This window comes from Variovorax sp. 278MFTsu5.1, from assembly GCF_048305045.1.
GTDB classification, from domain to species: Bacteria; Pseudomonadota; Gammaproteobacteria; order Burkholderiales; family Burkholderiaceae_C; genus Variovorax; species Variovorax guangxiensis.
This window is the reverse complement of record NZ_CP157622.1, coordinates 5,531,317-5,544,613: the sequence shown is the minus strand read 5'-3', so window position 1 is coordinate 5,544,613 and position 13,297 is coordinate 5,531,317. Positions and strand designations below refer to the sequence as shown.

The 13,297-nt window shown below is 66.9% G+C and carries 11 protein-coding genes; all 11 read left to right on the top strand.

What is annotated here, in order from left to right; genetic code table 11:
* The first annotated feature begins 11 nt into the window (after positions 1-11).
* On the top strand, positions 12-3,890 hold the full coding sequence (locus tag ABL844_RS25705; protein ID WP_418129489.1) for a DUF3683 domain-containing protein: 3,879 nt from the start codon (positions 12-14) through the stop codon (positions 3,888-3,890).
* Positions 3,887-4,330 carry an HIT family protein gene (locus ABL844_RS25700; protein WP_418129488.1) on the top strand — a complete coding sequence of 148 codons (444 nt, stop codon included), beginning with the start codon at positions 3,887-3,889 and terminating at the stop codon, positions 4,328-4,330. The genes ABL844_RS25705 and ABL844_RS25700 overlap by 4 nt, the downstream gene beginning before the upstream one ends.
* Positions 4,330-4,743 (top strand): gamma-butyrobetaine hydroxylase-like domain-containing protein, encoded by a 414-nt coding sequence (locus ABL844_RS25695; protein WP_184642552.1) that lies wholly within the window; start codon positions 4,330-4,332, stop codon positions 4,741-4,743. The genes ABL844_RS25700 and ABL844_RS25695 overlap by 1 nt, the downstream gene beginning before the upstream one ends.
* Positions 4,744-4,891: 148 nt before the next feature.
* On the top strand, positions 4,892-5,623 hold the full coding sequence (ubiE, locus tag ABL844_RS25690; RefSeq protein ID WP_126024703.1) for a bifunctional demethylmenaquinone methyltransferase/2-methoxy-6-polyprenyl-1,4-benzoquinol methylase UbiE: 732 nt from the start codon (positions 4,892-4,894) through the stop codon (positions 5,621-5,623).
* Positions 5,624-5,657: 34 nt separating this feature from the next.
* On the top strand, positions 5,658-6,665 hold the full coding sequence (locus ABL844_RS25685) for a Tim44 domain-containing protein (protein WP_126024704.1): 1,008 nt from the start codon (positions 5,658-5,660) through the stop codon (positions 6,663-6,665).
* A 56-nt stretch (positions 6,666-6,721) separates the two neighbouring features.
* Positions 6,722-7,294, top strand: a complete 573-nt coding sequence (locus tag ABL844_RS25680; RefSeq protein WP_184642550.1) for a ubiquinone biosynthesis accessory factor UbiJ — start codon at positions 6,722-6,724, stop codon at positions 7,292-7,294.
* Entirely contained in the window at positions 7,291-8,856 is a 1,566-nt protein-coding gene (ubiB, locus tag ABL844_RS25675; protein ID WP_184642549.1) for a ubiquinone biosynthesis regulatory protein kinase UbiB, read from the top strand. The genes ABL844_RS25680 and ubiB overlap by 4 nt, the downstream gene beginning before the upstream one ends.
* 13 nt (positions 8,857-8,869) lie before the next feature.
* Positions 8,870-10,321 (top strand): sodium:solute symporter family protein, encoded by a 1,452-nt coding sequence (locus tag ABL844_RS25670; protein WP_126024707.1) that lies wholly within the window; start codon positions 8,870-8,872, stop codon positions 10,319-10,321.
* 103 nt (positions 10,322-10,424) lie between these two features.
* Positions 10,425-10,754 (top strand): FmdB family zinc ribbon protein, encoded by a 330-nt coding sequence (locus tag ABL844_RS25665; RefSeq protein ID WP_126024708.1) that lies wholly within the window; start codon positions 10,425-10,427, stop codon positions 10,752-10,754.
* Positions 10,755-10,770: 16 nt separating this feature from the next.
* The gene (locus ABL844_RS25660; protein WP_126024709.1) at positions 10,771-11,403 is read left to right on the top strand and encodes a DUF502 domain-containing protein; all 633 of its coding nucleotides are present in this window, start codon (positions 10,771-10,773) and stop codon (positions 11,401-11,403) included.
* A 39-nt stretch (positions 11,404-11,442) separates the two neighbouring features.
* The gene (gene aspS, locus ABL844_RS25655) at positions 11,443-13,242 is read left to right on the top strand and encodes an aspartate--tRNA ligase (RefSeq protein WP_126024710.1); all 1,800 of its coding nucleotides are present in this window, start codon (positions 11,443-11,445) and stop codon (positions 13,240-13,242) included.
* Positions 13,243-13,297: the final 55 nt, after the last annotated feature.

The following is a 13,297-nucleotide window of genomic DNA, read 5'->3' as shown; positions in this document are numbered from 1 at the left end:
CGCCCCACCCGATGAATGCTCCGACCGCGTTGAATACGCTATTGGCACAGGCCGCAGAGCCTGTCCGACTGCGCGAGATCCCGTACAACTACACCAGCTTCTCCGATCGCGAGATCGTGATTCGCCTGCTGGGCGAACGCGGCTGGGAACTGCTGCAGACCCTGCGCGCCGAGCGCCGCACCGGCCGATCGGCGCGCATGCTCTACGAGGTTCTGGGCGACATCTGGGTGGTCCAGCGCAACCCCTACCTCGTCGACGACCTGCTCGACAACCCGCGCCGCCGCGGCCAGCTGGTCGATGCCCTCAGGCACCGCCTGGCCGAGGTGCAGAAGCGCCGCACCCCCGACAGCGACCTGCCGCGCGACCAGCTCGTGGGCGAGCTCACCGGCCTCGTGGGCGATGCGGTGGCTGCCTTCGACACCAAGTTCCGCGATGTCGCCGCCCTGCGCCGCAAGGCCACGCGCGTGCTGGGCCGGCTCACCGCCAAGGACAACATCAAGTTCGACGGCCTTTCGCGCGTCGCCCACGTCACCGACGCCACCGACTGGCGCGTGGAGTACCCCTTCGTGGTGCTGTGCCCCGACACCGAGGCCGAGATGGCGCTGCTGGTGAAGGGCTGCATCGAGCTGGGCCTGACCATCATCCCGCGCGGAGGCGGCACCGGCTACACCGGCGGCGCCATTCCGCTGACCTGGAACAGCGTCGTCATCAACACCGAGAAGCTGGAGGCGATGACCGAGGTCGAGCACGTCGCGCTGCCCGGACTGGCCGACCCGGTGCCCACCATCTGGACCGAAGCCGGCGTGGTCACCCAGCGCGTGGCCGACGCGGCCGAGCGCGCGGGCTTCGTCTTCGCGGTCGACCCGACCTCGGCCGAGGCCTCGTGCGTGGGCGGCAACGTCGCCATGAACGCGGGCGGCAAGAAAGCCGTGCTCTGGGGCACGGCGCTCGACAACCTCGCCTCGTGGCGCATGGTCACGCCGCAGGCCGAGTGGCTCGAGGTCACGCGCATCGGCCACAACCTGGGCAAGATCCACGACGTCGACAGCGCCGTGTTCGAGCTGCAGTACTACGCCGCCGATGGCAGGACCAAGCTGCGCAGCGAGCGCCTGGAGATCCCGGGCCGCACCTTCCGCAAGGAGGGCCTGGGCAAGGACGTGACCGACAAGTTCCTCTCGGGCCTGCCCGGCATCCAGAAGGAGGGCTGCGACGGCCTCATCACCAGCTGCCGCTGGGTGGTGCACCGCATGCCGGCTCACACGCGCACCGTGTGCCTGGAATTCTTCGGCAACGCCAAGGATGCGGTGCCCAGCATCGTCGAGATCAAGGACTTCATGTTCGCCGAGCAGAAGCGCTCGGGCGTGCTGCTGGCCGGCCTCGAACATCTGGACGACCGCTACCTCAAGGCCGTGGGCTATGCCACCAAGTCGAAGACGCACGGCGGGCTGCCCAAGATGGTGCTGTTCGGCGACATCGCGGGCGACGACGCCGACGCGGTGGCGCGCGTCACCTCCGAGGTTGTGCGCATTGCCAACTCGCGCAGCGGCGAAGGCTTCATCGCCATCAGCCCCGAGGCGCGCAAGAAGTTCTGGCTCGACCGCAAGCGCACGGCGGCCATCAGCCGTCACACCAACGCCTTCAAGATCAACGAAGACGTGGTGATCCCGCTGCCGCGCATGGCCGAGTACAGCGACGGCATCGAACGCATCAACATCGAGCTGTCGCTGCAGAACAAGCTCGCGCTCACCGACGAGCTCGAAGCCTTCCTCACGCGCGGCAACCTGCCGCTGGGCAAGACCGACGACGCGCACGAGATTCCCGCGGCCGAGCTGCTGGAAGACCGCGTCGCGCAGGCGGTGGCGCTGGTGCAGGAAACGCGCGCGCTGTGGGCCGGCTGGCTGAAGGACGTCGACGCGCTCTTCCCGCAGCTGCAGGACCACTCGCTGCGCGCGAGCTGGAAGACCCAGCTGCGCCAGCCGCTGCAGGCCATCTTCACGGGCGCGGAGTTCGCGCCGATCCTGGCGGAGTGCACCGCCATCCACAAGCGCGTGCTCAAGGGCCGCGTGTGGGTCGCGCTGCACATGCACGCGGGCGACGGCAACGTGCACACCAACATCCCCGTCAACAGCGACAACTACGACATGCTGCAGACCGCGCATGCCGCGGTGGTGCGCATCATGGCGCTGGCGCGCAGCCTCGACGGCGTGATCTCGGGCGAGCACGGCATCGGCATCACCAAGCTGGAGTTCCTGAGCGACGACGAGCTGCGCCCCTTCACCGAGTACAAGGCCAAGGTCGACCCCGAAGGCCGCTTCAACAAGGGCAAGCTGCTGCGCGCGCCCGCGGGCAAGCCCGAGACGCTGCATGCCGACCTGACCAACGCCTACACGCCGAGCTTTGGCCTCATGGGGCACGAGTCGCTCATCATGCAGCAGAGCGACATCGGCGACATCGCCAACAGCGTGAAGGACTGCCTGCGCTGCGGCAAGTGCAAGCCCGTGTGCGCCACGCACGTGCCGCGCGCCAACCTGCTGTACAGCCCGCGCAACAAGATCCTCGCGACCTCGCTGCTGGTGGAGGCCTTCCTCTATGAAGAGCAGACCCGGCGCGGCGTGAGCATCAAGCACTGGGAGGAGTTCGAGGACGTGGCCGACCACTGCACCGTTTGCCACAAGTGCCTCACGCCCTGCCCGGTGAAGATCGACTTCGGCGACGTGTCGATGAACATGCGCAACCTGCTGCGCAAGATGGGCCAGAAGAGCTTCCGCCCCGGCAACGCGGCCGCGATGTTCTTCCTGAACGCGACCAATCCGCAGACCATCAAGGCGGTGCGCGCGGGCATGGTGGGCGTGGGCTTCAAGGCGCAGCGCCTGGCCAACGACCTGCTGCGCGGCCTCGCGAAGAAGCAGACCTCGGCGCCGCCGGCGTCGCTCGGGCCGGCCCCGGTCAAGGAGCAGGTGATCCACTTCATCAACAAGAAGATGCCGGGCAACCTGCCGAAGAAGACGGCGCGCGCGCTGCTCGACATCGAGGATGCGGACTACGTGCCGATCATCCGCAACCCGAAGGCGACCACCTCCGAGACCGAGGCTGTCTTCTACTTCCCGGGCTGCGGATCGGAGCGGCTGTTCTCGCAGGTCGGTCTGGCCACGCAGGCCATGCTCTGGCATGCGGGCGTCCAGACCGTGCTGCCGCCGGGCTACCTGTGCTGCGGCTATCCGCAGCGCGGCAGCGGCCAGTTCGACAAGGCCGAGAAGATGATCACGGACAACCGCGTGCTCTTCCACCGTGTGGCCAACACGCTCAACTACCTCGACATCAAGACGGTGGTGGTGAGCTGCGGCACCTGCTACGACCAGCTGCAGGGCTACCAGTTCGACAAGATCTTCCCGGGCTGCCGCATCGTCGACATCCACGAGTACCTGCTCGAAAAGGGCATCACGCTCGCCGATGCGGCAGGCGGCGGCTACCTCTACCACGACCCCTGCCACTCGCCGATGAAGCAGCAGGACCCGATGAAGACGGTGAAGGCGCTGGTGGGCGACAACGTGCTCAAGAACGACCGCTGCTGCGGCGAGTCGGGCACGCTGGGCGTGTCGCGGCCCGACATCTCCACGCAGATCCGCTTCCGCAAGGAACAGGAGCTGAAGAAGGGCGAAGCCGCGCTGCGCGAAGCCGGCAAGGTCGGCGAGAAGGAGAACGTGAAGATCCTCACCAGCTGCCCGAGCTGCCTGCAGGGCCTCTCGCGCTACGGCAACGACCTGAACAACGGCCTGCTCGAAGCCGACTACATCGTGGTCGAGATGGCCAACAAGATCCTCGGCGAAGACTGGATGCCGAACTACGTGGAAGCCGCCAATCAGGGCGGCATCGAGCGGGTGCTGGTGTGACGTCGAAGGTGCAGGGCTGCGTGCTGTGCGAGGGCCCGGGCGGGCGCCTCGTGTTCGAGGGCGCGAAGCTGCGCGTGATCCATGCCGAGGAGGCGGGCTTCCCGGCCTTCTATCGCGTGGTGTGGCGCGAGCACGCGCCGGAGTTCTCCGATCTCGACGAGGCCGACCGTGCCCTGTGCATGGAAGCGGTGACAGTGGTCGAGCAGTGCCTGCGCGAGCATCTGAAGCCGGCGAAGATCAATCTCGCCGCGCTCGGCAACATGGTCGCGCACCTGCACTGGCACGTGATCGCGCGCTTCCCGAACGACAGCCACTTCCCCGGCTCGGTGTGGGCGCCCGTGCAGCGCGAGCGAGATGCGGCGCTGGAGGCGGACATCGCCGCGCACCTGCCTGCCGTCGAGGCTGCGATGATCGAGCGATTGGGCAACAGGAGCTTCTGATGGCAGGCTTGAAACCGGGCGCACCGACGCCGCAGTCGATCACCGTGCACGGGCAGTCGCGCGTGCTCGAAGTGGGCTTCTCGGATGGCGCGACCTTCCGCATTCCCTTCGAGCTGATGCGCATCTACTCGCCCTCGGCCGAGGTGCAGGGCCATGGCCCCGGGCAGGAAGTGCTGCAGACGGGCAAGCGCGATGTCGAGCTCGTCGAGCTTGAGGCGGTGGGCAACTACGCGGTGCAGCCGACCTTCAGCGACGGCCACAACACGGGCATCTACTCCTGGGACCTGCTCTACGAACTGGGCGAGAAGCAGGCCGAACTGTGGGCTGCCTATGAGCGCCGGCTGGCCGAAGCGGGTGTCGACCGCGACGCGCCGATGATCGAGAAGGGCGGCCACGCCTGCGGCAGCCACTGAGGCCTTCGAGGCAGCGAAAGAATCCGCCGCTGCTATTGAAAAGATAGCCCTACGCCCAGAAAGGGCGGGGCTGAAAAAGCAACAAATGTCCGCCGTGGTCGCGGGGTCGTCGACTTGATGTGAAGGCTTCCGGCCTAACATCGGTCGCATGAGTACCACACACTTCGGCTTCGAAACGGTCGACGAAAGCGAGAAGGCCCGCCGCGTTCGCGGTGTCTTCGATTCGGTCGCATCGCGCTACGACATCATGAACGACCTGATGTCGGCAGGCCTGCACCGCGCCTGGAAGGCGTACACCGTCATGGTCGCGAACGTGGGCGAAGGCTCGCGCGTCCTCGACATCGCGGGCGGCACCGGCGACCTCGCGCTGGCCTTCGCGAAGAAGGTCGGCGCCAGCGGCCAGGTGGTCCACACCGACATCAACGAAGCCATGCTGCGCACCGGCCGCGACCGGCTGCTCGACGCCGGCGTGGTGCTGCCCACCATGGTCTGCGACGCGGAGAAGCTGCCCTTTCCCGACAACCACTTCGACGTGGTCACCGTGGCCTTCGGCCTGCGCAACATGACGCACAAGGACGCCGCGCTCAAGGAGATGAACCGCGTGCTCAAGCCGCGCGGCAAGCTGCTGGTGCTCGAGTTCTCGAAGGTCGCGAAGCCGCTCGCGAAGGCCTACGACTGGTACTCCTTCAACGTGCTGCCGAGGCTCGGCAAGCTCGTGGCTGGCGACGATGCGAGCTATCGCTATCTCGCCGAATCCATCCGGATGCACCCCTCGCAGGAGGAGCTCAAGACCCTCATGAAAGAGGGCGGTTTCGGACATGTGGACTATCACAACATGACTGGGGGAATCGCTGCCCTCCATGTTGGAATCAAGTGTTGAAAAGCGGATCTTTCGCTCGAGAGGAGACGACGATATGAAGAGTTTGGGTTCTTTGTTCCTGGCAGCCGCGCTGGTCCTGGTCAGTGTCCAGGCCGAGGCTGCGCGCATCGGTGGCGGCAAGTCGATGGGTCGCCAGTCGTCCAACGTGACGCAGCGCGAGTCCGCAGCGCCTTCGGCACCCGCGCAGCAGAACGCGACCAACGCGGCAGCGGCCAAGCCCGCAACGCCCGCGCCCGCGGCAGCTGCACCGAAGCGTCCCTGGGGCGCGATGCTCGGCGGCCTGGCCGCCGGCCTGGGCCTCGCATGGCTCGCCAATTCGCTGGGCCTCGGCGCCGGCTTCGCCAACATCCTGCTGATCGGCCTGCTGGTGCTGGCAGGCGTGGTGGTGTGGCGCATGATCAAGTCGCGCTCGCAGCCCGTTGCCAATCGCCAGGGCGGCTTCGCCTTCCAGGGCGCCGGTGCCAGCCCGAGCAACGCGAGCGCTCCGGCGCAGTACAGCCCCAACAACGTGGGCAACGACGCATCGGCGCGCCCCTGGGAGCGCAACAACGCTGCCTTCGATGCCACGCCGCACGGCAGCAGCCTTTCGGCGGCTGGCGCAGCGGCAGGCGGCAGCATGATCGGCTCGGCACTCGGCGGTTCGCAGTCGTGGGGCATTCCCGCCGGCTTCGACGTCGACGGCTTCCTCGGCGCTGCAAAGCGCAACTTCGTGACCCTGCAGGACGCGTGGGACCGCGCCGACGTGTCGACGCTGCGTTCGATGATGACCGACGGCATGGTCGACGAAATCCGTTCCCAGCTGGCCGACCGCGCCAGCCACACCGGTGGTGCCTCCAACAAGACCGAAGTCGTGATGCTCGACGCCAAGCTGCTCGGCATCGAGGAGCTGCCAGACGCCTACATGGCCAGCGTGGAGTTCTCCGGCATGATCCGCGAAGACGCCTCGGCCGGCCCGGGCCCGTTCCGCGAAGTGTGGAACATGACCAAGCCGGTCAGCGGCAACAGTGGCTGGCTGGTCGCGGGCGTACAGGCACTGCAGTAATAAAAAGCTGAAAAGCGGCCCTCACGGGGCCGCAACGCAGGCGGGATAATGGGGACATGGCCACACCATCGTCCCCATTTTCCTTTCTAGGCGATCTCTTCAACACCATTGGCGAGCGCCTGCAGCCCCCGGACTGGGCGGTCCACGAGATCCAGAACCGCGCGGTCCTGTTCCTCAACCATGTGCTCCAGCAGGAGCCCGAGGCCCAGCAGCGGCTGCTGCGCCAGCAGGGGCGGGTGGTGCGCTTCCAGTGGCGCTTCGTGACCATGGAGCTGGTGGCCACGCCGGCCGGCCTGCTCGACCTGGCCCCGGCCGGTTCGGTGCCCGAGCTGACGCTCACCGTCACCGACGACTCCCCCTTCGACATTGCCCGCGCCGCGCTTCGAGGCGACAAGCCCGCCGTGCAGATCATCGGCGACGTGCAGCTGGCGGCCGAGGTCAACTGGCTGGTCGACCATGTGCGCTGGGACGTCGAGGACGATCTGGCCCGCGTGATCGGCGACGTGCCCGCGCATACGCTGGGCAACGCCGTGCGCCGTGTTGTCGGTGCGCTGCGCCAGTTCGTCGGCAGCCGCACGGCCGGCAAGGCCGGCGGTTCGGCTGTCGGCCCCGCAGGCAACGCCGAATGAGGCGCTTCTACCGCGGACTTTTCATCGTCTGGGTCGCGCTGCGCTACGGCCTCGACGAGCTGGTGCTCTCGAGCTTCCAGAAGCCCTGGGTGCGCGGGGTCACGCGCGTTCTTTCCTTCGGGCGCAACCTCGATGCGCCGCGCGGCCAGCGCCTGCGCGAGGCGCTCGAAAGCCTCGGCCCCATCTTCGTGAAGTTCGGCCAGGTTCTGTCGACCCGGCGCGACCTCCTGCCGCCCGACATCGCCGACGAGCTGGCCTTCCTGCAGGACCGGGTGCCGCCGTTTCCCTCTTCCGTGGCCATCGCCACCATCGAGCGCGCGTTCCGCCGCCCGGTGAGCGATGTGTTCGTGCAGTTCGACGAGACGCCCATCGCCAGCGCATCGATCGCGCAGGTGCACTTCGCGACCATCCGCACCAACGAGGGCGAAGAGCGCGAGGTGGCGGTGAAGGTGCTGCGCCCCAGCATGCGCGGCGTGATCGAGAAGGACCTGGCGCTGATGGCCATGATGGCCGGCTGGCTCGAGAACCTCTCGGCCGACGGCAAGCGCCTGAAGCCGCGCGAGGTGGTGGCCGAGTTCGACAAGTACCTGCACGACGAGCTCGACCTGGTGCGCGAGGCCGCCAACGCGGCCCAGCTGCGCCGCAACATGGCCGCGCTCGACCTGGTGCTGATTCCCGAGATGTTCTGGGACTTCTGCCACCCCGAGGTCATCGTGATGGAGCGCATGAAGGGCGTGCCCATCGCGCAGATGGATCGCCTGCGCGCGGCCGGCGTCGACATTCCGAAGCTGGCGCGCGACGGCGTGACCATCTTCTTCACGCAGGTGTTCCGCGACGGCTTCTTCCACGCCGACATGCACCCGGGCAACATCCAGGTGAGCCTGGAGCCCGAGACCTTCGGGCGCTACATCTCGCTGGACTTCGGGATCATCGGCACGCTGACCGAGTCGGACAAGGAATACCTCGCGCAGAACTTCGTGGCCTTCTTCCGGCGCGACTACAAGCGCGTGGCCGAGCTGCACCTCGAAAGCGGCTGGGTGCCGGTGGGCACCCGGATCGATGAACTGGAGGCGGCCATCCGCACCGTGTGCGAGCCGTACTTCGACCGGCCGCTGAAGGAAATCTCGCTGGGCATGGTGCTGATGCGCCTGTTCCAGACCTCGCGGCGCTTCCACGTCGAGATCCAGCCGCAGCTGGTGCTGCTGCAGAAGACGCTGCTCAACATCGAGGGCCTGGGGCGCAACATCGACCCCGAACTCGACCTCTGGGCCACGGCCAAGCCCTTCCTCGAGAAGTGGATGGTCGACCAGATCGGCCCCAAGAAGCTGCTGCAGCAGCTCAAGGCCGAGGCGCCCAGGTACGCCAAATTGCTGCCCCAATTGCCTCGATTACTGCACGATTTCCTGGAGAATCGCCCGGTCGACAACCGCCGCGAGCTGCTCGAGCTGCTGGCCGAACAGAAGCGCACCAACCGGTTGCTGCAGACCATCGTCTACGGTGGCATAGGTTTTGTATTGGGGTTGCTCGCCATGCAATTGCTGGTGCGCGTTCGTCTGTTCTAGAGGAGTCTGTGCCGTGTTGTTGACGCTGGTCATCGTCTATCTGCTTGTCACCATCGCGATCGGCCTGTACGCCGCCAAGCGGGTGAAGAACACCACCGACTTCGCCATCGCCGGGCGGCACCTGCCGCTCTACATGATCGTCACGACCACCTTCGCGACCTGGTTCGGCTCCGAAACGGTGCTCGGCATCCCGGCCAAGTTCATCGAGGGCGGGCTCAACGGCGTGGTCGAAGACCCGTTCGGCGCCGGCACCTGCCTGATCCTGGTGGGCCTGTTCTTCGCCGGCAAGCTCTACCGCATGACGCTGCTGACCATCAGCGACTACTACCGCGAGCGCTACGGCCGCGGTGTGGAGGTGGCCTGCTCGCTGATCATCATGCTGAGCTACCTGGGCTGGGTCTCGGCGCAGGTCACGGCGCTGGGGCTGGTGTTCAACCTGTTGTCGGGCGGCGTGGTCAGCATCCCGGTGGGCATGGTGATCGGGGTGATCTCGATCCTGGCCTACACGCTCTTCGGCGGCATGTGGTCGGTGGCGGTCACCGACTTCATCCAGATGATCATCCTCGTGGCCGGCCTGGCCGTGATCGCGATGTTCGCGGGCAACATGGCCGGCGGCGCCGACAAGGTGGTGGCCTTCGCGGTCAGCAAGGACCTCTTCAAGTTCTGGCCCGAGCCAAGCTGGCACGACATGGTGTTCTTCTTCGCCGCGGCCATCACGATGATGCTGGGCTCCATCCCGCAGCAGGACGTGTTCCAGCGCGTGATGTCGGCCAACAGCGTCAAGGCGGCCCGCCGTGGCCCGGTGATCGGCGGCCTGGCGTACATCCTCTTCGCCTTCGTGCCGATGTTCCTGGTGGCCAGCGCGCTGCTCATCATGCCGGAGCAGACCGGCGCGCTGCTGAAGGAAGATCCGCAGAAGGTGCTGCCCACGCTGGTGCTGGAGAAGATGCCCTTCGTGATGCAGGTGCTGTTCTTCGGCGCACTGCTGTCGGCCATCAAGTCGACTGCCTCGGCCACGCTGCTGGCCCCGAGCGTCACCTTCACCGAGAACATCTGGCGTCAGTTCCGCCCGGCCGGCACCGACCGCCAGAACCTCATGACCATGCGCATCACGGTGCTGCTGTTCAGCGCCGCCGTGCTGGCCTACGCCATTCGCATGCAGGGCACGCCGATCTACGAACTGGTTTCGGGCGCCTACCAGGTGCCGCTGGTGGGTGCCTTCGTGCCGCTGGTGTGCGGCCTGTACTGGCGCCGGGCCACCACGCAGGGCGCGGTCGCCTCGATCGTCCTGGGCATCGGCGTGTGGCTGCTGTTCCTGCAGGTGCCGTCCTGGGGAGCCGTGTTCCCGGCCCAGCTGGCGGGTGTTCTGTGCTCTTTCGCGGGCATGGTGGCCGGCTCGCTGCTGCCGCAATGGTTGGCGAACACTCACACGCCGCACCGCCCGCTGGCCACGGAGCCGGCCTGAAGCCGGGGCCCGCCGGCCGGGCCGGGCGTCCTTTCACGGGGGCGCCCCTATAATCGAGGGCTTTGCGAGCGGCCGCTGCGCCGCTTTTTTGACCTCATTTCCCATGCCCATCTACGCCTACAAGTGCAGCGCCTGCGGCTTCGCCAAGGACGCTTTGCAGAAGATGTCCGACGCACCCCTCACGGTGTGTCCGGCGTGCGGCGCGAGTGCGTTCGAAAAACAGGTCACGGCCGCCGGCTTCCAACTCAAGGGCTCGGGCTGGTACGTGACCGATTTCCGTGACGGCGGCGGCAAGAAGTCCGAGCCGGCCACGTCGCCCGCCTCCGGCGAATCTTCGTCTTCCTCCTCTTCTTCCACCACGTCAGCCGCGCCGAGCCCCGCTCCGGCGCCCGCCGCACCGGCTCCCGCGCCGGCCGCGACGAGCGGCGACTGAAACCCCCCCGACCGCCATGCTCGCCCTGCGCAAATGGTTGCTGTCCGGCCTGCTGGTCATCGTGCCGCTGGTCATCACGCTCGGCGTGCTGAACTGGATCATCGGCACGCTCGACCAGACGCTGTGGCTGCTGCCCGAGCAGTGGCAGACCTGGCTGAGCGACCACAAGGTGCGCGGCCTGGGCGTGCTGCTCACGCTGGCGATCCTGCTGGTGGTGGGAGCCACGGCCAGCAACTTCGTCGGCAAGCGCCTGCTCGGCTGGGGTGACGCCGTGGTCCGGCGCATCCCGGTGGTGCGCTCGATCTACTCCAGCGTCAAGCAGGTGTCGGACACGCTGTTCTCCGAGAACGGCAATGCCTTCCGCACCGCGGTGCTGGTGCAATGGCCGCGCGAAGGCGTGTGGACCATCGCCTTCGTGACCGGCGCGCCCGGCAACGAGGTCGCCGCGCATCTCGGCGAGGGCGAGTTCCTCAGCGTCTATGTGCCGACCACGCCCAATCCCACGGGCGGCTACTTCGTGATGCTCAAGCGCAGCGACTGCATCGAACTGAAGATGAGCGTGGACGAAGCGCTCAAGTACATCGTCTCGATGGGGGTGGTCGTTCCAGGCGGCCCCGCCACGGTGGCGGTGAAGTCTTCCAACTCATAAAAGAACGAACGCGCCCTCGAGGCGCCGGAATGGATTCCTATGGCCATGCGTACTCAATATTGCGGTCTCGTGACCGAAGCCCTGCTGGGCCAGACCGTCACCCTTTGCGGCTGGGTCAACCGTCGCCGCGACCACGGCGGCGTGATCTTCATCGACGTGCGTGACCGCGAAGGCTACGTGCAGGTGGTGTGCGACCCCGACCGCGCCTCGACCTTCGCCGTGGCCGAGAGCCTGCGCAACGAATACTGCGTGCAGATCACCGGCCTGGTGCGCGCACGGCCCGAAGGCACGACCAACGACCAGCTCAAGAGCGGCAAGATCGAAGTGCTGTGCCATGAGCTGAAGGTGCTGAACCCCTCGGTCACGCCTCCGTTCCTGCTGGACGACGACAACCTGTCGGAAACCACCCGCCTCACGCACCGCGTGCTCGACCTGCGCCGCCCGGCCATGCAGCGCAACATGCTGCTGCGCTACAAGGTGACGATGGAAACGCGCAAGTTCCTCGACGCCAACGGCTTCATCGACATCGAGACGCCGATGCTCGGCAAGTCCACGCCCGAAGGCGCGCGCGACTACCTCGTGCCCAGCCGCGTGCACGACGGCAGCTTCTTCGCGCTGCCGCAGTCGCCCCAGCTCTTCAAGCAACTGCTGATGGTGGCCGGCTACGACCGCTACTACCAGATCGTGAAGTGCTTCCGTGACGAAGACCTGCGCGCCGACCGCCAGCCCGAATTCACGCAGATCGACATCGAGACCTCGTTCCTCGCCGAGGAAGAGATCCGCGAGATGTTCGAAGGCATGATCCGCAACGTGTTCCGCAACGCCGCGGGCATCGACCTGCCGGTGTTCCCGACCATGACGTACGCGGACGCGATGTTCAAGTACGGCTCGGACAAGCCCGACCTGCGCGTGAAGCTCGAGTTCACCGAACTCACCGAGCTGATGAAGCGCGTCGAGTTCAAGGTGTTCTCCAACGCCGCCACCATGGCCGGCGGCCGCGTCGTGGCGCTGCGCGTGCCCGGCGGCGGTGCCGAGGGCGGTCTCTCGCGCGGCGAGATCGACGCGTACCAGGAGTTCGTCAAGATCTACGGCGCCAAGGGCCTGGCCTACATCAAGGTCAACGACGCTGCTGCCGGCCGCGATGGCCTGCAGAGCCCGATCGTGAAGAACCTCGACGACAACGCGCTGGCCGAGATCATCGCGCGCACGGGTGCGCGCAACGGCGACATCCTGTTCTTCGGCGCCGACAAGGAAAAGATCGTCAACGACGCCATCGGCGCGCTGCGCATCAAGATCGGCCACAGCGCCTTCGGCAAGAAGAGCGGCCTGTTCGACGACCGCTGGGCGCCGCTGTGGGTGGTGGACTTCCCGATGTTCGAGTTCGACGAGGAAGGCCAGCGCTGGAGCGCCGTGCACCACCCGTTCACCGCGCCGAAGGACGGCCACGAAGACCTCATGGACACCGCGCCCGAGAAGTGCATCGCCAAGGCCTACGACATGGTGCTCAACGGTATCGAGATGGGCGGCGGCTCGGTGCGTATCCACCGCGAGGAAGTGCAGAGCAAGGTGTTCCGCGCGCTGAAGATCAGCGCCGAGGACGCGCAGCTCAAGTTCGGCTTCCTGCTGGATGCGCTGCAGTACGGCGCGCCCCCGCACGGCGGCATCGCCATCGGCCTGGACCGCCTCGTGATGCTCATGACCGGCGCCGAGTCGATCCGCGACGTGATCGCCTTCCCCAAGACCCAGCGCGCGCAGGACCTGCTGACGCAGGCGCCGAGCCCGGTCGACGAGAAGCAGCTGCGCGAACTCCACATCAAGCTGCGCAACGCGCAAGCATGATGCTCGCCCCCAGGCTGCGCGCACTTCGTGTCGCTTCGCCAACCCCCTACCGGGG

Excerpts from the sequence above, each read along its gene's own strand:
- ABL844_RS25705 (WP_418129489.1), top strand. The coding sequence starts at position 12 with ATGAATGCTCCGACCGCGTTGAATACGCTATTGGCACAGGCCGCAGAG.
- ubiE (WP_126024703.1), top strand. The coding sequence starts at position 4,892 with ATGAGTACCACACACTTCGGCTTCGAAACGGTCGACGAAAGCGAGAAG.
- ABL844_RS25685 (WP_126024704.1), top strand. The coding sequence starts at position 5,658 with ATGAAGAGTTTGGGTTCTTTGTTCCTGGCAGCCGCGCTGGTCCTGGTC.
- ABL844_RS25695 (WP_184642552.1), top strand. The coding sequence starts at position 4,330 with ATGGCAGGCTTGAAACCGGGCGCACCGACGCCGCAGTCGATCACCGTG.
- ABL844_RS25680 (WP_184642550.1), top strand. The coding sequence starts at position 6,722 with ATGGCCACACCATCGTCCCCATTTTCCTTTCTAGGCGATCTCTTCAAC.
- ubiB (WP_184642549.1), top strand. The coding sequence starts at position 7,291 with ATGAGGCGCTTCTACCGCGGACTTTTCATCGTCTGGGTCGCGCTGCGC.
- ABL844_RS25660 (WP_126024709.1), top strand. The coding sequence starts at position 10,771 with ATGCTCGCCCTGCGCAAATGGTTGCTGTCCGGCCTGCTGGTCATCGTG.
- ABL844_RS25665 (WP_126024708.1), top strand. The coding sequence starts at position 10,425 with ATGCCCATCTACGCCTACAAGTGCAGCGCCTGCGGCTTCGCCAAGGAC.
- aspS (WP_126024710.1), top strand. The coding sequence starts at position 11,443 with ATGGCCATGCGTACTCAATATTGCGGTCTCGTGACCGAAGCCCTGCTG.